The sequence below is a fragment of the Streptomyces vilmorinianum genome (assembly GCF_005517195.1).
Lineage (GTDB): Bacteria > Actinomycetota > Actinomycetes > Streptomycetales > Streptomycetaceae > Streptomyces > Streptomyces vilmorinianum.
The window spans coordinates 2,580,927-2,602,747 of the sequence record NZ_CP040244.1; the positions used below are offsets into that span (position 1 = coordinate 2,580,927).

Sequence of the window (21,821 nt, forward strand, 5' to 3'; positions counted from 1 at the left end):
CGTCGCGGTTTCCCCTTCCCAAGCAATGGTCTTCGGCAATACCTTATGGCTCCCGGCAGGCCGAAGGAGGAGTAATCCCGTGGCAGACCGCAAAGCCCCGCTCTCCGTCGAGGAGCTGCGCGCCCTCGTCGCGAGCGGTGAGATCGACACTGTCGTCCTGGCCTTCCCCGACATGCAGGGACGGCTCCAGGGCAAGCGGTTCGCCGCACCGTTCTTCCTCGACGAGGTCCTCGACCACGGCACCGAGGGCTGCAACTATCTCCTGGCCGTCGACACCGAGATGAACACGGTCGACGGATACGCCATGTCCTCCTGGGACCGCGGCTACGGCGACTTCGCCATGCACCCCGACCTCGCCACCCTGCGCCGCGTCCCCTGGAACGAGGGTACGGCGATGCTCATCGCCGACCTCGCCTGGAGCGACGGCTCGCCCGTCGTCGCCGCACCCCGCCAGATCCTCCGCCGCCAGCTGGAACGGCTCGCCGAGCACGGCTACACCGCCCACGTCGGCACGGAGCTCGAGTTCATCGTCTTCAAGGACACCTACGAGCAGGCCTGGGACGCGAACTACCGGGGCCTGACCCCCGTCAACCAGTACAACATCGACTACTCGGTCCTCGGCACCGGCCGTATCGAACCCCTTCTGCGCCGCATCCGCAACGAGATGGCCGGCGCCGGACTGATCGTCGAGTCCGCCAAGGGCGAGTGCAACCCGGGCCAGCACGAGATCGCCTTCAAGTACGACGAGGCGCTCGTCACCTGCGACCAGCACGCCGTCTACAAGACGGGCGCCAAGGAGATCGCCGCCCAGGAGGGCGTCTCGCTCACCTTCATGGCGAAGTACAACGAGCGCGAGGGCAACTCCTGCCACATCCACCTCTCCCTCCAGGACGCCGACGGGCGCAACGTCATGGCCGGTGACGGACCCGGCGGCATGTCGGACATCATGCGGCACTTCCTGGCCGGCCAGCTCGCCGCCCTGCGCGACTTCTCCCTCCTCTACGCGCCCAACATCAACTCCTACAAGCGCTTCCAGCCCGGCTCCTTCGCCCCCACCGCCGTCGCCTGGGGCGTCGACAACCGCACGTGTTCGCTGCGCGTCGTCGGCCACGGCCGCTCGATGCGCTTCGAGAACCGCCTCCCCGGCGGAGACGTCAACCCCCACCTCGCGGTCGCGGGCCTCGTCGCCGCCGGCCTCTACGGCATCGAGCAGCGGCTCGAACTGCCCGAGGCCTGCGACGGGAACGCCTACACCGGCGACTACGCCCACGTCCCCACCACCCTGCGCGAGGCCGCCGAGCTCTGGGAGACCAGCCCGATCGCCAAGGCCGCCTTCGGCGACGAGGTCGTCGCGCACTACCGCAACATGGCCCGCGTCGAACTCGACGCGTACGACGCCGCGGTGACCGACTGGGAGCTGCGCCGCTCCTTCGAACGCATGTGAGGAAAGAGTTGCTCCAGGTACTCAATCCGGCGACCGAGGAACTCGTCGCCACCGTCCCCGCCGCCACGCCCGCGGACGTCGACGCGGCCGTCGTACGGGCCACGGCCGCCCAGCGGGACTGGGCCGCCGCCGCCCCCGCCGACCGGGCCCGGCTGCTCCGCCGCTTCGCCGCCGTCGTCGACGCACACACCGAGGAACTCGCCCTCCTCGAAGTCCGCGAGGCCGGCCACACCCTCGGCAACGCCCGCTGGGAGGCGGGCAACGTCCGCGATCTGCTCGACTACGCGGCCGGGGGAGTGGAGCGGCTCAGCGGCCGCCAGATCCCCGTCGCCGGCGGCCTCGACATCACGATCCTCGAACCCCTCGGGGTCGTCGGCGTGATCGCGCCCTGGAACTTCCCCATGCCGATCGCCGCCTGGGCCACCGCCCCGGCCCTCGCCGCCGGCAACGCGGTGATCCTCAAGCCCGCCGAGACCACCCCGCTCACCGCGCTGCGCCTCGCCGAGCTCGCCCTGGAGGCCGGTCTCCCCGAAGGCCTCTTCCAGGTCCTGCCCGGCGAGGGAGCCGTGGCGGGCAACGCGCTCGTCGAGCACCCCGGCATCGCCAAGATCGTCTTCACCGGCTCCACGCGGGTGGGCAAGAGCATCATGGCGAAGTGCGCCGACCAGGTGAAACGCGTGACCCTGGAGCTCGGCGGCAAGAGCCCCAACATCGTCTTCGCCGACGCCGACATCGAGGCGGCCGCGGCCGCGGCCCCGATGTCCTTCCTCGACAACAGCGGCCAGGACTGCTGCGCCCGTACCCGCATCCTCGTCCAGCGCGGCGTCCACGACCGCTTCCTGGAGCTGCTCACCCCCGCCGTCGAGGAGATCGTCGTCGGCGACCCGGCCGACGAGAAGACCCAGATGGGCCCGCTGATCTCGAAGGCCCAGCTGGAACGCGTACGGGCGTACGTCCCCGACTCCCTCCCCGGCATCCGCGGCAAGGCCCCCGAGGGCCCCGGCTTCTGGTTCCCGCCGACCGTCCTCACCGGCGTCGCCGAGGACGCGCCCTGCGCCGTCGAGGAGGTCTTCGGACCGGTCGCCGTCGTCCTGCCCTTCGAGGACGAGGCCGACGCCATCCGCCTCGCCAACGCCACCGAGTACGGACTGTCCGGCTCGATCTGGACCCGGGACGTGGGCCGCGCCCTGCGCGTCTCGCGCGCCGTCCGGGCCGGAAACCTCTCCGTCAACTCCCACTCCAGCGTCCGCTACTGGACCCCCTTCGGCGGCTACCAGCAGTCCGGCCTCGGCCGGGAGCTCGGACCCGACGCCCTGACCGCCTTCACCGAGACCAAGAACGTCTTCATCAGCACGGAAAGCACGGAGGCCTGAACCGCATGAGCACCGAAGAGATCGTCTGCCGCCGTCTGGTCGGCCGTACCGCCGTCATCACCGGGGCCGGCAGCGGCATCGGCCTCGCCACCGCCCGCCGCCTCGCCTCCGAGGGCGCCAACGTCGTCTGCGGCGACATCGACGAGACCGCGGGCAAGGCCGCCGCGGAGGCGGTCGGCGGCACCTTCGTGAAGGTCGACGTCACCGACCCCGAGGAGGTCGAGAACCTCTTCAAGGTCGCCTTCGACACCTACGGCTCCGTCGACATCGCCTTCAACAACGCGGGCATCTCCCCGCCCGACGACGACTCCATCCTCACCACCGGCCTGGAGGCCTGGAAGCGCGTCCAGGACGTCAACCTCACCTCCGTCTACCTGTGCTGCAAGGCCGCCCTGCCCTACATGCGGCAGCAGGGCCGCGGCTCGATCATCAACACCGCCTCCTTCGTCGCCATCATGGGCGCGGCCACCAGCCAGATCTCGTACACCGCCTCCAAGGGCGGCGTGCTCGCCATGTCCCGCGAGCTGGGCGTCCAGTTCGCCCGCGAGGGCATCCGCGTCAACGCCCTGTGCCCCGGGCCGGTCAACACCCCGCTCCTGCAGGAGCTGTTCGCCAAGGACCCGGAGCGCGCCGCGCGCCGGCTGGTGCACATCCCCGTCGGCCGGTTCGCCGAGGCCGAGGAGATCGCCGCCGCCGTCGCCTTCCTAGCCAGCGACGACTCCTCCTTCGTCAACGCCACCGACTTCCTCGTCGACGGCGGCATCTCGGGCGCGTACGTGACCCCGCTCTAGAGCCTCACCCCACCCCCCACCCGGCAGCCGGGCGTCGCAAGGCGCCCGGCTGTCGTGCATCCAGAACCAGACAACCCCGGACAGGAGTGTGCCCATGAACCCCACGATCCGCTGGTCGGCCGCGGTCGCCGCGCTCGCCGCAGCCACCGGCCTCCTCACCGCCCCGCCCGCCCAGGCGAAGCCCGAGAAGTGCCCCACGCTGACGCTCTCCGAAGGCTGGTACGGCGACAACCGCGCGAGACTCCAGGAGCTGATCGACACCCACTGCGCGGCCAAGGGCGGTGCCAAGCCCGTCGCCGTCTTCGACTGGGACAACACCGTCATCAAGAACGACGTCGGCGACGCCACCCTGTTCTGGCTCCTGCGCAACAACCGCGTACGCCCGCCCGAGAACGACGACTGGACCACCACCAGCCGCTATCTGACCCCCGAGGCCGCCGACGCCCTGAGGAACGCCTGCCCCACCGGCGTCCGCACCCTGCCCACGGCCACCGACGGCCGCTGCGCCGACGAGATCCTCTCCGTGTACGCGGAAGGCGCCACGACCACGGGCGGCGAGGCGTTCGCGGGCTTCGACCACCGCCGCATGGAACCCCAGTACGCCTGGCTCGCCCAGCTCCTGCGCGGCTGGACGACCCGTCAGGTCGAGTCCTTCGCGGCCGCCGCCCGCACCGAGAACCTCGCCGCCCCCGTCGGCGCCACCCAGCGGGTCGGCACCGGCGAGGTCACCGGCTGGGTCCGCTACTACGACCAGCAGCGCGAGCTCGTCCGTACCCTCCAGAAGACGGGCTTCGACGTCTGGATCGTCTCCGCCTCGCCCGAGCCGGTCGTCGACGTGTGGGCCGAGGGCGTCGGTATCAAGCCCTCGCACGCGATAGGCATCCGTACCACCACCGAACACGGCCGGCTCACCGCCCGGTTGAAGGGCTGCGGCTCCGTCCGCGACGGCGAGGACGCGATGATCACGTACATCGACGGCAAGCGCTGCTGGATCAACCAGGAGATCCTCGGCGTCCTCGGCCCCGCCGCCGAGCAGGTCCAGCCGGCCGCCCGGCGCCAGGTCTTCGCGGCCGGCGACTCCGACACCGACATCTCCTTCCTGCGCGACGCGACCGGCCTGCGGCTCGTCCTCAACCGCAACAAGAACGAACTCATGTGCCGGGCCTACGACAACAGCGACGGCCGATGGATCGTGAACCCGATGTTCATCGAGCCGAAGAAGCGGAGGACGAGCCCCTATCCGTGCTCCACCACCGGATACACCGGCAGCGACGGCACGGCGCAGCCCGTCCGGCGCGCCGACGGCAGCGTCGTCCCCGACCAGCAGGACTCCGTGTTCGGCTCCTGAACCCGCCCTCTAGGCTTGCGGGATGAGCATGACGACCCCTCCCGGTTGGTACCCGGACCCCGCCACGCCCACCGTCGAACGCTGGTGGGACGGAACGACCTGGACCGCGCACACCCGTCAGGCGACGGTGCCCGCGACGGTCCTGCAGGCGGCTCCTCCGGTACGCCCCGGGCGGGGCCGGGCCCTCGCCCTCGCGGGCATCGCGGTGACCGTCGCCGCCGCGGCGGTCGTCGCGGCCGTGGTCGTCCTCGGCGACGACGAGGACGAGGAGCGCGGCACGGCGGGTCCGGCCGGGACGACGAGCGCCACCGCGGCGCCGACCTCGCCGTCCGCCACCACCAGCAGCGCGCCCGCCGAGGACCCCACGAAGGTCGTCGACCAGCTCAACGGCATCACCCTGCCCATCATCGAGGGCTGGGAGAGGCCGGAGTTCCACGCGGGCGAGTGGCCGACCGTCACGACCACCGGCACCTATCGGTGCCCCGGCGCGACCCACCGCGACTGCCGGCACGGCACGATCACCTCCCGTACGGCATCGGGCACGGACGCCACCACCCCCGAGGCGCTCGCCAAGGAGGACATCGCCCGGGCCGCCGAAGCCGCCTACGAGGAGGACTACCTCGACAACCGTCTGTACGGCGGCATCACCTCCCACAAGGTGATCGCCTCCCGTGCGGCCGCCGTCGCCGGCCGCACGGGCTACCTGGTCCGCTGGCAGGTCACCACCGGCAAGGGCCCCGGCGGCTACGTCCAGTCGCTCGTCTTCCCCTCCCCGACGGGCAGCGAGTCCCCGGTCATCGTGCGCTTCGCCTTCGACGCGGGACCGGACGGACCGCCGCTCGCCGAGATGGACGAGATCACCCGGGGGATCCTCCCCATCGGCAGCGAGACGAACGGGGGAGTGGGCAGCTCGCTCACCCCCGGGGCCTGACCCCCATCGCCGTCGTTCCGGTCACAGGAACGTGCGGCCCTCGCCCCGGTACGTCGGAACGGTCGCCGTGATCCGGTCGCCCTCCACCAGCTGAAGGCTGTCGAACCGCTCGCACAGCTCGCCCGCCTTCGCGTGCCGGAACCACACCTTGTCCCCGATGAGGAGATCGTCGGCGGCGGAGCCGAGCAGCGGCGTCTGCACCTCGCCCGGACCCTCCTGCGGGTCGTAGCGCAGCCCCTCCGGCAGGTACGGGACGGGCAGCCGGTCCGGGCCGGCGGCGCCTGAGGCGGGGTAGCCGCCGCCGAGCACGGTCACCACCCCGACGCCCGGGCGGCGCACGACGGGCTGGGCGAAGAGGGCCGCGGGGCGTCCGGTGAAGGACGTGTAGTTGTCGAAGAGCCGCGGCACGTAGAGCCCCGAACCGGCGGCGATCTCGGTGACCGCGTCCTCGGCCGCGGTGTGCTGCACACTGCCCGTACCGCCGCCGTTGACGAACTCCAGGTCCGGGGCCACCGCTCGTACCGCGCGGACCACGGCCGCGCGCCGGGCCGCGAGCTCCTTGCGGGCGGCCGACTGCATGAGCCGGATCGCCCGGGACCGCAGAGGCCGCCCGTCGACCGCGTCCCCGACCCCGGCGACATGCCCCTCGTACGCCATGATCCCGACGAGCCGGAAGCCGGGCCGGCGGGCGATCGAGCGGGCCAGCTCGGCGAGCTGGGCGGGCTCGCGCAGCGGAGAGCGCAGCGCGCCGATCCGCACCCGGCCGCCGAGCAGCCGCAGCGAGGTGTCCAGCTCCAGACAGACCCGGATCTCCTCCGCCCCGCCCGCGCGGGCCCCGTCGACGAGGTCCAGCTGCGCCGGGTCGTCGACCATCACCGTCACCGCGGCGGCGAGCTTGGGGTCGTTGGCCAGCTCGCCGAACGCCGAGCGGTCGGCGGACGGGTAGGCGAGCAGCACGTCCTCGAACCCGGCCCGGGCCAGCCACAGCGACTCGTCGAGCGTGAACGACATGATCCCCGCGAACCCCTCGCGCGCGAGAACCCGCTCCAGAAGCGCGCGGCACCGCACGGACTTGCTCGCCACCCTGATCGGCTTGCCGCCGGCCCGGCGTACGAGATCGTCGGCGTTGGCGTCGAACGCCTCCAGATCGACGAGGGCGACAGGTGCGTCGAGATGGGCGGTGGCCCGGTCGTACCGGGCCCGGTCGGCGGCACGGGGAGTCATGGCCCGAGCTTGCCAGACGGGTTTACGGGTGGGTAGCCCCTGAGTTCCCATGCTGTGGGGAACAGCCCGTAGAGTGGCGGGCATTGCCGGGGCAGACAGCACAACGGGACGACCAGGGGGACGCGTATGAGCACTGACGCGCACCGCCCGGCCTCCCGGCCCACCTCCCGCATCAGCGACCTGCTCCCGCCGGCGGCCGACACGGAGACGCCCGCCGGCACGGCAGCTCCCGCCGGCACGGCCGGTGCGGCCGGTGCGGCGGCCGAGGTTCCCGCCGTCGAGACGACCGCCCGGCTGCGGCCCGTCCAGGACAGCGAGCCCGCCGTCGAGCGGACCACCCGCCTCCGGCCCGCCCGCGGTGACGCCCCCGCTCCCGCCCGTCCGGTTCCGCCCATCCCCGCGTCCCGGCCGGCCCGGCCGCTGCCGCCTGTGCCGTCCGCACCGCCCGTGCCGTCCGCACCGCCCGTGCCCTCCGCACCCCCCGCCCCGCCGGCGCCGCTCGCCCCGCCGCGGCCCGAGCAGTCGTACGGGACCTACGGTGCCTACGCCCACCGGACCTCCACCGCACCGCCCGAGACCCTCGTCGAGACCACCACCCGTCTGCGGCCCATCCGTGAGCGCCGCGTCGGCCGGGTCGTGGCGGCCGGAGTCTGCCTCGTCCTGGGCCTCGGTCTCGTCGGCGGTGCCGTCGCCGGAGCCGTGCTCGCGGCCACCGACGCGGGCGGGCCCACGGAGCCCGAGGGGTACGCCGAGGCCAGGACCCTCTGGCACAGCGTCCCCGTCGACACCCTCTTCCCCCGCACCCTCGCGGGCCCGGGCACGGGCCCCGGCGCCGCCGACCGCACCTGGACGCGGGTCGTGGTCGCGCCCGACGCACCCTGCTCGGCGACCGTCCTGCCCAAGAGCCTGCTCACGGCCCTGCAACCTCTCGGCTGCGAGCGCGTCCTGCGGGCCACCTACACCGACGCCACCGCCACCAGCGTGATCACGGTCGGGCTCGTCTTCACCCAGGCCGATCCCACCGCGACGCGCGAGCTCGCCGTGCGGTCCTCCGCCGCGATCGGCGCCGACGCGCCCCCGGCGCTCTCCGCCCCCGGCACCGTGGCCGCCCGCTTCGGAGCCGCCCAGCGCGCCAGCTGGTGGACGCGGGCCCTCACCGACCTCCCCGTCGTCCTCACCTCCGTCTCCGGCTTCGCCGACGGCCGCCCCGTCACCCGGCCCGAGCCCGCCGAGCAGGCCATGGCCGCCGGACAGACCAGCGCCCCCGCCCAGGCCGGCCTCGGCCACGAGGCCAAGGGCGTCGCCGACCGCATCGAACGCGGACTGCGCGCAACCGTCACCGAGGCAGCGAAGGACCCCGAGTGACCCGCCGTACCCGTACCCGCACTCGTACCGGCGCCGTGGCTCTCCTCGCAGCCGCCTTCGCCGTCCTCCCCGCCACCACCACGCCCGCGTACGCCGACACCATCCGCGCCCGCCAGTGGGGCCTCGAAGCCCTGCACACCACCCAGGCCTGGCGCACCACCGAGGGCGAGGGCATCACCGTCGCCGTCCTCGACACCGGCGTCGACGACGACCACCCCGACCTCGTCGGCTCCGTCCTCCCCGGCAGGGACCTCGTCGGCTTCGGCGCCGAGCGCGGTGAGAGCTCCTGGGCCGTTCACGGCACCGCCATGGCCGGCATCATCGCCGGACACGGCCACGGCTTCGGCCGCGAGGACGGAGTCCTCGGCATCGCCCCGGAGGCGAAGATCCTGCCCGTCCGGGTCATCCTCGAAGGCACCGACAAGTCCCGCGACAAGGCCCGCAAGACCCGCGGCACCGCCCTCGCCGAAGGCATCCGCTGGGCCACCGACCAGGGCGCCGACGTCATCAACCTCTCCCTCGGCGACGACTCCAAGTCCGCCCACCCCGACGCGGGGGAGGACGCCGCCGTCCAGTACGCCCTCTCCAAGGGCGTCTCCGTCGTCGCCTCGGCCGGCAACGGCGGCGAGAAGGGCGACCACATCTCGTACCCCGCCGCCTACCCCGGCGTCGTCGCCGTCACCGCCGTCGACCGCTTCGGCACCCGCGCCTCCTTCTCCACCAGCCGCTGGTACGCCACCGTCAGCGCCCCCGGCGTCGACATCGTCATGGCCAACCCGGACCGCCGCTACTACGAGGGCTGGGGCACCAGCGCCGCCGCCGCCTTCGTCTCCGGCGCCGTCGCCCTCGTCCGCGCCGCGCACCCCGACCTGACCCCCGCCCAGGTCAAGCAGCTCCTCATCGACACCGCCCGCAACCGGCCCAAGAACGGCCGCAGCGACGACAAGGGGTACGGCACCGTCGACCCGGCCGCCGCCATCAAGGCAGGCGCCCGGATCAAGGGAGCCGAACCCAGGACCGCCGCCGCCGGCTACGGCGGCCGCTACTTCGGCGCCGGACCGCGGCCCGCTCCGGACGACAGCAAGCCGATCGGTCTCCTGGCCCCCGCCGCGGGCGGCCTCGGCGCCGTACTGCTGGCCGCCGCGGTCGTCCTCTGGCGCGGCAGCCGCGCCCCAGGACCGCGCCCACCACGCTGACCGCCGCGCGCCGCGCGCTCCACTCCACGAGCCCGATCCCCGCGGTGTCGCTCCCGCTGACGACGGGTGCGACCGGCTGCGGGGAGGCGGCCACCCGCCGGTAGACGAGCCCGTGGGCGCGGTTAGGCTCGGTGCGTGGCGCTCAAGAACATCCCTGACCCCGGTTTCTCCGACGACGACGGCACCGCCGACCCGCGGCTCGCCGCGGCCCTCGCGGCCTGGGCGGAGGACAGAACCGCGCACGGCCCGGTCCTCGAGGCCCTGCGGGACGCGCGGTTGCTGGTCCCCGTGGTCGCCGTCCTCGGCGAGGTCGAGGAGGACCCCGAGACCGGGCTGCGCCGCGAGAAGACCAGCGACATGGCCGTGCCCACGCTCACCGCGGGCGACCGGCGCGCCCTGCCGGCGTTCACCTCGATCGCCTCGCTCGCGCTCTGGGACCCGGCGGCCCGGCCCGTCGCCGTCCCCCTGCACCAGGCGCTGCAGGCCGCCGCGCACGAGAAGGCGGACACGGTCGTCCTCGACCTGGCCGGCCCGGTGCCGTACCAGCTGACCGGCCCGGCGCTGCTGGCCCTCGCGGAGGGCCGCACCAGCGCGGACCCGCTGGAGGACCCGGCGGTACGGGAGGCCGTACGGACCGCGGTCGCGGCCGAGCCCGCGGTCCTGCGGGCCCACCTCGGCCCCGGCAGCGCCGACGGCACCCTCGCGCTCGTCCTGGCGCCTGACGCGGCTCCCGTGGAGGCGGCGCAGCGCGTGGCGACGTCCCTGGCCGCCGACGAAACACTGAGGGCCCGCCTGGTGCGCGGCCTCGACCTGGCACTCCTGCCGGCCACGGCCACGCCTCCGGGCGAGCCCTTCTACGTGAAGGAGTAGTCGGGGAGGACCCCCGTACCCCCGACGGGGCGCTGGGGTCCTAGCCGTACACCGGTCCCGTGTACTTCTCGCCCGGCCCCTGGCCCGGCTCGTCCGGGACGATCGACGCCTCGCGGAAGGCCAGCTGCAGGGACTTCAGGCCGTCCCGCAGCGGCGCCGCGTGGAAGGAGCTGATCTCCGTCGCGCCGGCGTCGAGGAGGCCGGCCAGCGCGTGGACCAGCTTGCGCGCCTCGTCGAGGTCCTTGTGCTTCTCGCCGTCCTCGGTGAGGCCGAGCTTCACCGCGGCGGCGCTCATCAGGTTCACCGCGACGGTCACGATGACCTCGACCGCGGGGACCTCCGCGATGTCACGGGTCATGTCGTCGAAGTCGGGGGACTCGTTGTGGGGCGTCTCGCTCATGCCCCACACGATATGCCGGGACCGCCCACGCCTCGCGCGCGGTCCTTCGGTTAGCGAAGCCCGCCAGTCGGTGCTAACCTTGTGTAACGACCGGCCGGACACGTGTGTGCCCGGCCCACAAGTGGAGGCTCCGATCTCCCACCTGGCCGCCCTCGCGGGCGGCGGGTCACCGGTCAGGTGGCGCCCATCGTTCCGTACGGACGATGGAGCCACCCGATGTGCGCCCCGCGGTTGACCGCGGCGGTGCTCCGGTATTTCCGTGGAGCCCCGCCTGTGTCCCGTCCGGGGCATTTTTCATGTACCGGCGCGGTTGGTCTTACTGAAACAGACATACGTGTCCGTCCGCCAGGCGGTCGCGTGGTGCTACCGAGGAGGATCCATCAGCGCCGAGCCCCGCATCAACGACAGGATTCGCGTTCCCGAGGTGCGACTTGTCGGTCCCAGCGGCGAGCAGGTCGGGATTGTTCCGCTTGCCAAGGCCCTGGAGCTTGCACAGGAGTACGACCTCGACCTGGTCGAGGTGGCGGCGAACGCCCGTCCGCCCGTGTGCAAGCTCATGGACTACGGGAAGTTCAAGTACGAGTCGGCCATGAAGGCCCGTGAGGCGCGCAAGAACCAGGCGCACACGGTCATCAAGGAGATGAAGCTCCGGCCGAAGATCGACCCGCACGACTACGACACCAAGAAGGGTCACGTCGTCCGGTTCCTCAAGCAGGGTGACAAGGTCAAGATCACGATCATGTTCCGTGGTCGTGAGCAGTCCCGCCCCGAGCTTGGCTTCCGGCTGCTGCAGCGGCTGGCTTCGGACGTCGAGGAGCTTGGCTTCATCGAGTCCAACCCGAAGCAGGACGGCCGGAACATGATCATGGTTCTCGGCCCGCACAAGAAGAAGACCGAGGCCATGGCCGAGGCGCGCGAGGCCCAGGCCGCGCGCAAGGCGGAGCGTCAGGGCGTCTCGTCCGACGAGACCGCCGAGGCTCCGGCCGAGGAGGCTTCGGCCCAGGCTCCTGCCGAGGCCGAGAACCCCGAGGCGTGATCCCAGGGGCTGCCACCCAGGCAGCCCCGGGCCTCGCCCGGAACCACCAAACGAAACTGACGCTCCCGGATGCCCGGTGCCCGCACCGGGGGGAGCGCCACTGACGAGGAGAGAACGGCGCCATGCCGAAGAACAAGACGCACTCCGGTGCCAAGAAGCGCTTCAAGGTCACCGGCTCCGGCAAGATCCTGCGGGAGCGCGCCGGCAAGCGCCACCTGCTCGAGCACAAGTCGTCCAAGCTGACGCGTCGCCTCACCGGCAACGCCGAGATGGCCCCGGGCGACTCGGCCAAGATCAAGAAGATGCTGGGCATCTGATCTGATCCCCGGCCCTCGGCGACGAGGGCTTCCGGCCAAGACCGGGACCCATCCGATTTCCGGGTCGTGTGACGACACCCACGACCCCGCTACAAGGAGTTAAGAAGTGGCACGCGTCAAGCGGGCAGTCAACGCCCACAAGAAGCGCCGGGCGATTCTCGAGCAGGCTTCCGGCTACCGTGGTCAGCGCTCGCGCCTGTACCGCAAGGCCAAGGAGCAGGTCACCCACTCGCTGGTCTACAACTACAACGACCGCAAGAAGCGCAAGGGCGACTTCCGTCAGCTGTGGATCCAGCGCATCAACGCCGCTGCCCGCCTGAACGGCATGACGTACAACCGCCTCATCCAGGGTCTGAAGGCCGCCAACATCGAGGTGGACCGCAAGATCCTCGCGGAGCTGGCCGTCAACGACGCCAACGCGTTCGCCGCGCTGGTCGAGGTCGCGCAGAAGGCCCTCCCGGCCGACGTCAACGCCCCGAAGGCCGCTGCCTGATCTTCCAGGCCGCAGATCTTCTGCACCGGACCCGCAGGCCTTCGGGCCTGCGGGTCCGGTCGCGTTCGGAGCACGCAGGACCCCATCCGCCCGGACCCCCGAAAAGAGCCACCGACCCCATGGGTACCCCCGAGCTGATCTCCCCGCGTTCGCCGCGCGTCGTCGCCGCCAGGCGGCTCGCCAAGCGCAACTTCCGGGGCAAGGACCGCCTCTTCATCGCCGAGGGCCCGCAGGCCGTCCGCGAAGCCGTCGAGCACCGCGGCAGCACGGGTGAGCCCACCCTCGTCGAGCTCTTCAGCACCGTCGAGGCCGCCGAGCGGTACGCCGGGATCGTCGACGCCGCCCGCGCCGCCGGAGCCCGCGTCCATCTGGCCTCCGACGCCGTCCTCGCCGAGGTCTCCCAGACCGTCACACCGCAGGGCCTCGTCGGCGTCTGCCGCTTCCTCGACTCGCCCTTCGAGGAGATCCTCGCGGCCAAGCCGAAGCTGGTCGCCGTCCTCGCCCACGTACGCGACCCCGGGAACGCCGGCACCGTCCTGCGCTGCGCCGACGCCGCCGGGGCCGACGCCGTCGTCCTCACCGACGCCTCCGTCGACCTGTACAACCCCAAGTCCGTCCGCGCCTCCGTCGGCTCCCTCTTCCACCTCCCGGTCGCCGTGGGCGTCCCGGTCGAGAAGGCCGTCGCCGGTCTGAAGAGCGCCGGGGTACGGATCCTGGCCGCCGACGGGGCCGGTGACGACGACCTGGACGACGAGCTGGACGCCGGCACCATGGGCGGGCCCACCGCCTGGGTCTTCGGCAACGAGGCCTGGGGGCTGCCCGAGGAGACCCGCGCGCTCGCCGACGCGGTCGTACGGGTCCCCATCCACGGCAAGGCCGAGAGTCTCAACCTCGCGACCGCCGCCGCCGTGTGCCTCTACGCCTCGGCGCGCGCCCAGCGCCCCCGAACCTCCGCCTGAGGGGGTCCACGCCGCCACGTTCACCTAGTAGGGTGGCGGGCTCGGGGGCCCACTGCGCTACACGGAGGGGTGGGGAACGGGGATGACGGTCGGCACGGACAGTCCCGCACACGCACGGAGTGCCGGGCCGGGCGCCCCGGAGGAGTCGGGGGAACCCGCCTCCCCGGCGCCGGACCACCTCGGCGTCCACCCCGACGAGCTGCCCGACGGTCTCGTCGTCGCCGACGCCGCGGGACGCGTCGTCTGCTTCAACGCCGCCGCCGGCCGCATCACCTCCGTGCCCCCCGCCCAGGCCCTCGGCCTCCCCCTGGAGCAGGCGCTGCCCCTGGAGGACCTCAAGGGCCGGCGCTGGTGGACCCTCACCGACCCGTACGGCGGCCTCGCCACCCGCCGGGGCCAGCCCGAGCGCAATCTGCTCCTGCCCGGCGGCCGCGAGGTACTCGTCTCCGCCCGCTACGTCCGCGAGCACCCCACCGGACCCGTCCGACGCGTCGTCGTCTCGCTGCGCGGCACCGAGGCCCGGCGCCGTACCGAACGCAGCCACGCCGAGCTCATCGCCACTGTCGCCCACGAACTGCGCTCGCCCCTGACCTCCGTCAAGGGCTTCACGGCGACCCTGCTCGCCAAGTGGGAACGGTTCACGGACGACCAGAAGCGGCTGATGCTGGAGACCGTCGACGCCGACGCCAACCGCGTCACCCGGCTCATCGCCGAGCTCCTCGACATCTCCCGGATCGACTCCGGCCGCCTGGAGGTGCGCCGCCAGCCCGTCGACATCGCCGCCGCCGTCGGCCGCCACATCCAGGCGCACACCACCGGCGGCCAGTCCCCCGACCGCTTCTTCGTACGGATCCAGCCACACCTGCCCGACCTGTGGGCCGACCCCGACAAGGTCGACCAGGTCCTCGGCAACCTCCTCGAAAATGCGGTGCGCCACGGCGAGGGAACCGTCACCATCGAGGTGGCACCCACCCGCGCCACCACCGACGGAGAGAAGGGAACGGCGGTCACCGTGAGCGACGAAGGCCCCGGCATCCCCGAGGAGTCGATGGGCCGTGTCTTCACCCGCTTCTGGCGGGGGAGCAAGCGCGGTGGCACCGGACTCGGCCTCTACATCGTCAAGGGCATCGTCGAGGCCCACGGCGGCACCATCACCGTCGGCCGCGGCCCCCGAGGCGGCGCCGAGTTCCGATTTATCCTGCCCGTCGGCGCCCCGGCCTATCTCGCCTGACGAGATCTCGGCCGCGCGGGCAGCCCACGGGCCCATTCGCGTCCTCGCGCCCCGTTAGACTCGACCTTTGGCACGTTTGCGCCCTTGTCGTCGAGCAGGGCCTCGGGGGTCCGGGGGTGTCCCCCGGATGGGCACAGTCAGCCAGCCAAACGGAAGCACGGGAAGAGATGTCCGCACCCAATAAGTCGTACGACCCGGTCGAGGTCGAGGCCTTGAAACCGGAAGAGATCGAGCGCATGCGGGACGAGGCGCTCGCCGCCTTCGCCGCCGCGGGTGACCTCGACGCGCTCGCGCACGCGAAGGTCGCGCACACGGGTGGCACCTCGCCGCTCGCGCTGGCCAACCGCGAGATCGGCGCGCTGCCGCCGCAGGCCAAGGCCGCGGCCGGCAAGCTCGTGGGCCAGGCCCGCGGCGCGGTCTCCAAGGCGCTGGCCGCACGCCAGACCGAGCTCGAGGCCGAGCGCGACGCCCGCGTCCTGGTCGAGGAGGCGGTGGACGTCACCCTGCCGTACGACCGCGTCCCGGCCGGCGCCCGCCACCCGCTGACCACGCTCATGGAGCGGGTCGCCGACGTCTTCGTATCCATGGGGTACGAGGTCGCCGAGGGCCCCGAGGTCGAGGCGGAGTGGTTCAACTTCGACGCCCTCAACTTCGTGCCGGACCACCCGGCGCGCCAGATGCAGGACACCTTCTTCGTCCAGGGCCCCGAGGGCACCACCGGCGACGAGTCCGGCGTCGTGCTGCGTACGCACACCTCCCCGGTGCAGGCCCGCACGCTCATCGACCGGGAGCCCCCGGTCTACGTCGTGTGCCCCGGCCGCGTGTACCGCACCGACGAGCTCGACGCCACGCACACCCCGGTCTTCCACCAGATCGAGCTGCTCGCCGTCGACGAGGGCCTGACCATGGCCGACCTCAAGGGCACCCTCGACCACATGGTCCAGGCGCTCTTCGGGCCCGACATGAAGACCCGGCTCCGCCCGAACTTCTTCCCGTTCACCGAGCCGTCCGCCGAGATGGACATGCTCTGCTACGTCTGCCGCGGCGAGTCCGTCGGCAACCCGGACCGGCCCTGCCGCACCTGCGGCAGCGAGGGCTGGATCGAGCTGGGCGGCTGCGGCATGGTCAACCCCAAGGTGCTCGTCGCCTGCGGTGTCGACCCGGAGAAGTACAGCGGATTCGCCTTCGGGTTCGGCATCGAGCGGATGCTGATGTTCCGCCACAACGTCGAAGACATGCGAGACATGGTCGAGGGTGACGTCCGGTTCACCCGGCCGTTCGGGATGGAGATCTGATGCGGGTCCCGCTTTCTTGGCTGCGGGAGTACGTCGACCTGCCGGCGACGGAGACCGGACGTGACGTCCAGGCCAAGCTCATCTCGGCAGGACTCGAGGTCGAGACCGTCGAGCAGCTCGGCGCCGGCCTGACCGGCCCGCTGGTGGTCGGCAAGGTCCTCACCATCGAGGAGCTGACGGAGTTCAAGAAGCCCATCCGCTTCTGCACCGTCGACGTCGGCCAGGCCGGGGGCACCTCCCAGGCCGAAGGCTCTGGGGGCGGCACCGGCGGCCCCCAGGAGATCATCTGCGGCGCCCGGAACTTCGCCGAGGGCGACAAGGTCGTCGTGGCCCTGCCCGGCGCCGTGCTCCCCGGTGACTTCCGGATCGCCGAGCGCAAGACGTACGGCCGGGTCTCCCGCGGCATGATCTGCTCCGGCGACGAGCTGGGCATGGGCGACGACGGCACGCACGGCATCATCGTGCTGCCGCCGGAGCACGAGGTCGGCATCGACGCCACCAAGCTCCTGGAGCTGTACGACGAGGTCCTCGACATCGCCGTCACGCCGGACCGCGGCTACTGCCTGTCGATGCGCGGTGTCGCCCGCGAGACCGCCATCGCGTACGGCCTGCCGCTGCGCGACCCGGCGCTCCTCGACGTGCCCGCGCCGAACTCGTACGGCTACCCGGTCCAGGTCGCCGACCCGATCGGCTGCGACCGCTTCACCGCGCGCACCGTCGTCGGCCTGGAGCCGGAGGCCCGTACGCCGATCTGGATGCAGCGCCGCCTCCAGAAGGCCGGCATGCGCCCGATCTCGCTCGCCGTCGACATCACCAACTACGTGATGCTCGAGCTCGGCCAGCCGCTGCACGCCTACGACCGCACCCGGCTCGACGGCCCCATCGGGGTCCGCCGCGCCGCCGCCGGAGAGACGATCACCACGCTCGACGGCGTCAAGCGCGTCCTCGACTCCGGGGACCTGGTCATCACCGACAACCGCGGGCCGATCGGCATCGCGGGCGTCATGGGCGGCGCCAACACGGAGATCGCCGACCACGCGGACCTCGCCGGCGCGACCACCGAGGTCGTCATCGAGGCCGCGCACTTCGACGCGATCTCGATCGCGCGCACGGCCCGCCGTCACAAGCTGCCCTCCGAGGCGTCCAAGCGCTTCGAGCGCGGCGTCGACCCGCAGGCCGCCGCCGCGGCCGCGCAGCGCACGGTCGACCTGCTCGTGCTGCTCGCGGGCGGCACGGCCGAGGCCGGTGTCACCGAGATCGTCGCCCCGACCGCGCCCCGCACGGTCACCATGCCGGCGAACCACCCGGACCGCGTCGCGGGCGTCGCCTACGGTCGCGAGACCGTCGTCCGCCGCCTCCAGGAGATCGGCTGCGACGTCTACGGGCAGGACGAGCTCGTCGTCACCGTCCCGTCCTGGCGCCCCGACCTGTTCGTGCCGAACGACCTGGCCGAAGAGGTCATCCGGCTCGAGGGGTACGAGAACCTGCCCTCGACGCTGCCCAAGCCGCCGGCCGGGCGTGGCCTCACCGAGCGCCAGCGCACCCACCGCCGGGTCGGCCGCGCGCTGGCCGGCGCCGGGTACGTGGAGGCGCTGAACTACCCGTTCATCGGCGAGCACGTCTTCGACCAGCTCGGCCTGGAGGCGGACGACGCCCGCCGCCGCACGGTCACGCTGGTCAACCCGCTCTCCGACGAGGAGCCCGCGCTCCGTACGACGCTGCTCCCGGGCCTGCTCGGTGCGCTGCGCCGCAACGACGGGCGCGGCAGCCACGACCTGGCGCTCTTCGAGACCGGTCTGGTCTTCCGGCCGGGCGAGCAGCCGGGCGTCGCCGTGCGGCTGCCCGTCGACCGCCGTCCCACCGACGAGGAGATCGCCGTCGTCAACGCCGCGCTGCCCGCGCAGCCGCGCCGGGCCGCCGTCGTCCTCGCCGGTGCCCGCGAGCAGGCCGGCTGGTGGGGCAAGGGCCGCCCCTCCGACTGGGCCGACGCGATCCAGGCGGCGCGCACCGTGGCCGCCGAGGCCGGTGTCGAGCTGATCATCAGCGCCGACCAGCACGCCCCGTGGCACCCGGGCCGCTGCGCCGCCTTCCACGTCGTGGTGGACGGCGAGCAGGTCCTCGTCGGTCACGGCGGCGAGCTGCACCCGCGCGTCGTGAAGGCGCTCGGCCTGCCCGACCGCACGTGCGCGATGGAGCTGGACCTGGACCTGGTGGAGAAGGCGAACGAGGGCCCGCTGAAGGCTCCGAGCATCTCCTCCTTCCCGGTCGCCACACAGGACGTCGCCCTGGTCGTCGACGCCTCGGTGCCGTCCGAGACGGTCGAGGCCGCGCTGCGCGACGGCGCGGGTGAACTCCTGGAGTCCATCCGGCTGTTCGACGTGTACACCGGCGACCAGCTCGGCGAGGGCAAGAAGTCCCTGGCGTACGCGCTGAAGTTCCGCGCCACGGACCGCACCCTCACGGTCGACGAGGCCAGCGCCGCGCGCGACGCGGCCGTGTCCCTCGCGGCCGACCGCACGGGCGCCGTCCTGCGCGGCGCCTGAGCAGCACCCTTGCGGAGGGGGCCGGCCCGGTGAGCGATCACCGGGGCCGGCCCCCTCCGGCGTTTCCGCTCGTCCGCACGCGGCGAGCGCATGCCGCAAGGGAGTTCGGATCTCCCGTGTCCGTGCGGGTGGCGGACGGGTGGCGTGGCGCGGCGCGCCGGGGGCGCTCACTCCTTCGGGTGAGATGTCCGGTGGGTGTTCCGCCGCGCCGGGTGCGGTCGGCAGAATCGACGCGGCCACAGGGGCGGGCCTGTGTGCCGCAGGGCCTTCGGGCGCTGTCGGGCCTCAGGAAGGGCCGTGCATGATCCGTACCAGGTCGTTGCTCTCCGATGGCTCCCGGCTGCGCCGGCTGGGCCCGCTCACCCTTCCCACCCTCTGGGGCGCTGTCGCCGTCACCTGGAAGCTCGGCTGTCCGCTGGCCCAGCAGCCCGGTCTGCCCATGCGCATCGCGACCAGCGTGGTCTTCTTCACCGTCGGCACGGGGCTGATCCTCGGGATCCGCCGCGGCCTCTCGCGCGAGCTGAAGCGGATGCGGGCCATCGCGCACGCCACCCAGCGGGTGCTGCTGCGCCCGCCGTCGCCCCGGCTCGACGGGCTGTCCGTCGCGGCCGGTCAGCTCTCCGCCTCCCGGGGCGCGGCCGTCGGCGGGGACCTGTACGAGGCGGTGGCCACGCCCTACGGCGTGCGGGTCGTCATAGGCGACGTCCGGGGCCACGGTCTGGCGGCCCTCGGCGCGGTCGTCGCCGTGCTCGGCAGCTTTCGCGAGGCCGCCCACGACGAGCCCGAACTCGGCGGTGTGCTCCGCCGTCTCGACCGGGCGCTCGGGAGGCATCTGCGGGACCGGGCCCGTGACGAGCACCCGGCCTGCGCCGGGCGCGAGCCCGAGCACCCCGCGGCCGAGGAGTTCGTCACCGTGCTGCTCCTGGAGATCCGCCCGGACGGGACGGTGTACGCGCTCAACTGCGGGCACCCGGGCCCGTACCGGATCGGCCACCGGGTGGAGGCCGTCCCCGTCGGCGACCCGCTCCCGCCGCTCGGCGCCTTCCCGCTCCCGGCCGACCTCATCCCGTACCGCTGCACCCGGCTCCTGCCGGGCGAGGCGCTCTTCCTGCACACCGACGGGGCGGCGGAGGCCCGCGACGGGGCCGGCCGCTTCTTCGCCCTGGAAGCGGTCCTGGCGGAGGCCGTCCGTGACGCGCCCGTCTCCCCGGCCGCGCTGGTGCGCCGCGTGCACGGTGCCCTGCTGCGGCACACCCGGGGCCGACTCGCCGACGACGTGGCCCTGTTGGTCGTCCGCAACGACCGGATGCGGGTTCCGGCGCAGCCCGCCGAACCCGGGCTGCGCCGTACCCGACCTGCGCCCTCCCCTCACTAGGGAGCCATGACGGCCGGCGCCGCCCGTCCCGCCTGGGAGTGTCGGGCAGGTCGACGGGACGGGCGGCGCGGAGCGGGCCGCCGCACTGTACGAGGGGGAGCCGGCGGCCCGGTCGCCTTGCGGCGAGGCGCTCAGTCAACCGGCCCGGACGGAACGGCGGCAGAGTGCACGGACAGGAAAAACGGGCACTTCATTCACACCCCGTGCGAAACCGCCCTCCACTAGGCTGGGCGGACCGAGTCACCGGAGGGGCCATGCAGCCCAACACCCTGCTCGACGCCCTGCTGGACGAGGCGGGCATCTCGAACGCCGGCCTCGCCGCCCATGTGAACCAGGCGGGCCGCTCCCGGGGCCTCGCCCTGCGGTACGAACACACCGCGGTGGCCCGCTGGTTGAAGGGCCAGCGGCCGCGTGGCCAGGTCCCCGACCTGATCTGCGAGGTGCTGGCCGCGCGGTTGCACCGGGCGGTCACCCTCGACGACATCGGTCTGGGGGTCCCCGGCAGCGCCTCCCTCGCCCAGGGTTCCCCGCTCTCCGGGTTCGTCGAACGCGCCACCGCCCTGTGGCGCTCCGACGAGCAGCAACGGCCGCACATAATCGGTGCGCAGGCCGTCACCGGCACCCCGGCCGTGATGCCGGTCTGGGAGTGGGAGAACCCGCCGGAGGACTCCGATGTGTCCCGCGACGGCCGGACCCGGGTGTCGCCGGCGGACATCACGATGCTCGCCGCCGCCCGGTCGCACTACGAGCAGATGTACCGCAAGGCCGGAGGTGTCGCGACCCGGGTGCGGATCGTCGGCTTCCTCAACGCCGAGACCGCGCCGCTGCTGCGCGGCGCGTACAGCGACAGCCTGGGCCGCCAACTGCACCGTGCCACGGGCGGTCTGGTGGCGGTGGCCGGCATCTGCGCGTACGACTCCGACGCGCACGGACTGGCGCAGCGCTACTTCCATCAGGCGCTGCGGCTCGCGAAGGCGAGCGGGGACCGGGGGCTCGGGGCCTATGTGATCGCGCTGCTCGTCAACCAGTCGCTGTTCATGGGGGAGTACCGGCAGGCGGTGGCGTTCGCCGAGTCGGCGCTGCGGGCCGCCGGGCGGCAGCTCACCCCGGCGCTCGCCGCCGATCTCTCCGCGATGCAGGCGAAGGCGTACGCCCATCTCGGCGACGGGGCGGCGGCGTTGGCCTGCATCCGGCGGGCGGAGGCGGAGGCGGAGCGGATCAGCCCCGGGCGCGAGCCGGCCGAGACGGGTTATGTCCAGCCGGGGCTCGTCAATGTGCAGGTCGCCGAGGCGCTGCTCAGTCTGGGGGATCTCCCGGCCGCGCGGGAGCACGCGCGGGCCGCCGTGGAGACACCGGCGCACGACCGGGGTCGGGTGCACCGGTTGGCCATGCTGTGCCAGATCGAGCTGCGTCAGGGGGAGGCGGACGAGGCGGCGCGGACCGCGGTGGAGATGACCGAGCGGGCGCGGGGGATGGAGTCACAGCGGCTGCGCGACCGGCTGCGGCTGGTACGGGAGCACCTGCTGGCGAGCGACTGCGGGGACGCGCGGGAGGCGGCCGAACTCATCGACGGAGCGCTGCGCGTTCCCCTGTGAGCCCAGGACTGCTCCCATATTGCCACCGACCAATC

General features: G+C 73.0%; 19 protein-coding genes. 17 read left to right on the top strand and 2 right to left on the bottom strand.

Features of this window, described 5'->3' with window-relative positions:
• Positions 1–79 precede the first annotated feature (79 nt).
• The 5 genes from FDM97_RS12025 (at position 80) to FDM97_RS12045 (ending at position 5,887) form a co-directional block, all read left to right on the top strand.
• The gene (locus FDM97_RS12025) at positions 80–1,444 is read left to right on the top strand and encodes a glutamine synthetase family protein (RefSeq protein ID WP_137990404.1); all 1,365 of its coding nucleotides are present in this window, start codon (positions 80–82) and stop codon (positions 1,442–1,444) included.
• A gap of 8 nt (positions 1,445–1,452) precedes the next feature.
• A complete protein-coding gene (locus FDM97_RS12030; RefSeq protein ID WP_175439098.1) occupies positions 1,453–2,817 on the top strand; it encodes an aldehyde dehydrogenase family protein in 1,365 nt (454 codons plus the stop codon).
• A 5-nt stretch (positions 2,818–2,822) separates the two neighbouring features.
• The gene (locus FDM97_RS12035) at positions 2,823–3,608 is read left to right on the top strand and encodes a 3-oxoacyl-ACP reductase (protein ID WP_137990406.1); all 786 of its coding nucleotides are present in this window, start codon (positions 2,823–2,825) and stop codon (positions 3,606–3,608) included.
• Between the two features lie 94 nt (positions 3,609–3,702).
• Positions 3,703–4,956 (top strand): HAD family hydrolase, encoded by a 1,254-nt coding sequence (locus tag FDM97_RS12040; RefSeq protein WP_137990407.1) that lies wholly within the window; start codon positions 3,703–3,705, stop codon positions 4,954–4,956.
• Positions 4,957–4,978: 22 nt separating this feature from the next.
• Entirely contained in the window at positions 4,979–5,887 is a 909-nt protein-coding gene (locus tag FDM97_RS12045; protein WP_137990408.1) for a DUF2510 domain-containing protein, read from the top strand.
• A 21-nt stretch (positions 5,888–5,908) separates the two neighbouring features.
• Here the strand turns inward: FDM97_RS12045 and FDM97_RS12050 are convergent, their stop codons facing one another.
• On the bottom strand, positions 5,909–7,111 hold the full coding sequence (locus tag FDM97_RS12050; protein WP_137990409.1) for an amino acid deaminase/aldolase: 1,203 nt from the start codon (positions 7,109–7,111) through the stop codon (positions 5,909–5,911).
• Positions 7,112–7,237: 126 nt separating this feature from the next.
• Here FDM97_RS12050 and FDM97_RS36365 point away from each other — a divergent pair, with 126 nt between their 5' ends.
• The 3 genes from FDM97_RS36365 to FDM97_RS12070 all read left to right on the top strand — a co-directional run bounded on the left by FDM97_RS36365 (position 7,238) and on the right by FDM97_RS12070 (position 10,542).
• Entirely contained in the window at positions 7,238–8,476 is a 1,239-nt protein-coding gene (locus FDM97_RS36365) for a hypothetical protein (protein ID WP_254705568.1), read from the top strand.
• Entirely contained in the window at positions 8,473–9,672 is a 1,200-nt protein-coding gene (gene mycP / locus FDM97_RS12065) for a type VII secretion-associated serine protease mycosin (protein WP_137990410.1), read from the top strand. The genes FDM97_RS36365 and mycP overlap by 4 nt, the downstream gene beginning before the upstream one ends.
• 135 nt (positions 9,673–9,807) lie before the next feature.
• Positions 9,808–10,542 carry an SseB family protein gene (locus FDM97_RS12070; RefSeq protein WP_137990411.1) on the top strand — a complete coding sequence of 245 codons (735 nt, stop codon included), beginning with the start codon at positions 9,808–9,810 and terminating at the stop codon, positions 10,540–10,542.
• A gap of 40 nt (positions 10,543–10,582) precedes the next feature.
• On the opposite strand, the gene FDM97_RS12075 is transcribed toward FDM97_RS12070, so the two are convergent.
• Positions 10,583–10,942 carry a DUF1844 domain-containing protein gene (locus FDM97_RS12075; protein WP_137990412.1) on the bottom strand — a complete coding sequence of 120 codons (360 nt, stop codon included), beginning with the start codon at positions 10,940–10,942 and terminating at the stop codon, positions 10,583–10,585.
• A gap of 334 nt (positions 10,943–11,276) precedes the next feature.
• Between FDM97_RS12075 and infC the strand changes: the two genes are divergently transcribed.
• From infC to FDM97_RS12125, 9 genes are all read left to right on the top strand, one after another.
• Positions 11,277–11,978 carry a translation initiation factor IF-3 gene (infC, locus tag FDM97_RS12085; RefSeq protein ID WP_137990413.1) on the top strand — a complete coding sequence of 234 codons (702 nt, stop codon included), beginning with the start codon at positions 11,277–11,279 and terminating at the stop codon, positions 11,976–11,978.
• Between the two features lie 122 nt (positions 11,979–12,100).
• Positions 12,101–12,295: a 50S ribosomal protein L35 gene (gene rpmI, locus FDM97_RS12090; RefSeq protein ID WP_041128339.1), complete on the top strand. Its 195-nt coding sequence runs from the start codon at positions 12,101–12,103 to the stop codon at positions 12,293–12,295.
• Positions 12,296–12,401: 106 nt separating this feature from the next.
• Positions 12,402–12,788, top strand: coding sequence for a 50S ribosomal protein L20 (rplT, locus tag FDM97_RS12095; RefSeq protein ID WP_019884941.1), 387 nt, complete (start codon positions 12,402–12,404; stop codon positions 12,786–12,788).
• A gap of 119 nt (positions 12,789–12,907) precedes the next feature.
• Positions 12,908–13,747, top strand: a complete 840-nt coding sequence (locus tag FDM97_RS12100; RefSeq protein ID WP_137990414.1) for a TrmH family RNA methyltransferase — start codon at positions 12,908–12,910, stop codon at positions 13,745–13,747.
• An 82-nt stretch (positions 13,748–13,829) separates the two neighbouring features.
• Positions 13,830–14,978, top strand: a complete 1,149-nt coding sequence (locus tag FDM97_RS12105) for a sensor histidine kinase (RefSeq protein WP_137990415.1) — start codon at positions 13,830–13,832, stop codon at positions 14,976–14,978.
• Between the two features lie 167 nt (positions 14,979–15,145).
• Positions 15,146–16,273 carry a phenylalanine--tRNA ligase subunit alpha gene (gene pheS / locus FDM97_RS12110; protein ID WP_137990416.1) on the top strand — a complete coding sequence of 376 codons (1,128 nt, stop codon included), beginning with the start codon at positions 15,146–15,148 and terminating at the stop codon, positions 16,271–16,273.
• Positions 16,273–18,816, top strand: coding sequence for a phenylalanine--tRNA ligase subunit beta (gene pheT / locus FDM97_RS12115; RefSeq protein WP_137990417.1), 2,544 nt, complete (start codon positions 16,273–16,275; stop codon positions 18,814–18,816). The genes pheS and pheT overlap by 1 nt, the downstream gene beginning before the upstream one ends.
• Before the next feature lie 301 nt (positions 18,817–19,117).
• Positions 19,118–20,191: a PP2C family protein-serine/threonine phosphatase gene (locus FDM97_RS12120; RefSeq protein ID WP_137990418.1), complete on the top strand. Its 1,074-nt coding sequence runs from the start codon at positions 19,118–19,120 to the stop codon at positions 20,189–20,191.
• A gap of 254 nt (positions 20,192–20,445) precedes the next feature.
• Positions 20,446–21,786, top strand: coding sequence for a transcriptional regulator (locus tag FDM97_RS12125; RefSeq protein ID WP_137990419.1), 1,341 nt, complete (start codon positions 20,446–20,448; stop codon positions 21,784–21,786).
• Positions 21,787–21,821 lie beyond the last annotated feature (35 nt).

Excerpts from the sequence above, each read along its gene's own strand:
- FDM97_RS12035 (WP_137990406.1), top strand. The coding sequence starts at position 2,823 with ATGAGCACCGAAGAGATCGTCTGCCGCCGTCTGGTCGGCCGTACCGCC.
- FDM97_RS12040 (WP_137990407.1), top strand. The coding sequence starts at position 3,703 with ATGAACCCCACGATCCGCTGGTCGGCCGCGGTCGCCGCGCTCGCCGCA.
- FDM97_RS12045 (WP_137990408.1), top strand. The coding sequence starts at position 4,979 with ATGAGCATGACGACCCCTCCCGGTTGGTACCCGGACCCCGCCACGCCC.
- FDM97_RS12050 (WP_137990409.1), bottom strand. The coding sequence starts at position 7,111 with ATGACTCCCCGTGCCGCCGACCGGGCCCGGTACGACCGGGCCACCGCC.
- FDM97_RS36365 (WP_254705568.1), top strand. The coding sequence starts at position 7,238 with ATGAGCACTGACGCGCACCGCCCGGCCTCCCGGCCCACCTCCCGCATC.
- FDM97_RS12075 (WP_137990412.1), bottom strand. The coding sequence starts at position 10,942 with ATGAGCGAGACGCCCCACAACGAGTCCCCCGACTTCGACGACATGACC.
- rpmI (WP_041128339.1), top strand. The coding sequence starts at position 12,101 with ATGCCGAAGAACAAGACGCACTCCGGTGCCAAGAAGCGCTTCAAGGTC.
- FDM97_RS12100 (WP_137990414.1), top strand. The coding sequence starts at position 12,908 with ATGGGTACCCCCGAGCTGATCTCCCCGCGTTCGCCGCGCGTCGTCGCC.
- FDM97_RS12105 (WP_137990415.1), top strand. The coding sequence starts at position 13,830 with ATGACGGTCGGCACGGACAGTCCCGCACACGCACGGAGTGCCGGGCCG.
- pheS (WP_137990416.1), top strand. The coding sequence starts at position 15,146 with ATGTCCGCACCCAATAAGTCGTACGACCCGGTCGAGGTCGAGGCCTTG.
- pheT (WP_137990417.1), top strand. The coding sequence starts at position 16,273 with ATGCGGGTCCCGCTTTCTTGGCTGCGGGAGTACGTCGACCTGCCGGCG.
- FDM97_RS12120 (WP_137990418.1), top strand. The coding sequence starts at position 19,118 with ATGATCCGTACCAGGTCGTTGCTCTCCGATGGCTCCCGGCTGCGCCGG.
- FDM97_RS12125 (WP_137990419.1), top strand. The coding sequence starts at position 20,446 with ATGCAGCCCAACACCCTGCTCGACGCCCTGCTGGACGAGGCGGGCATC.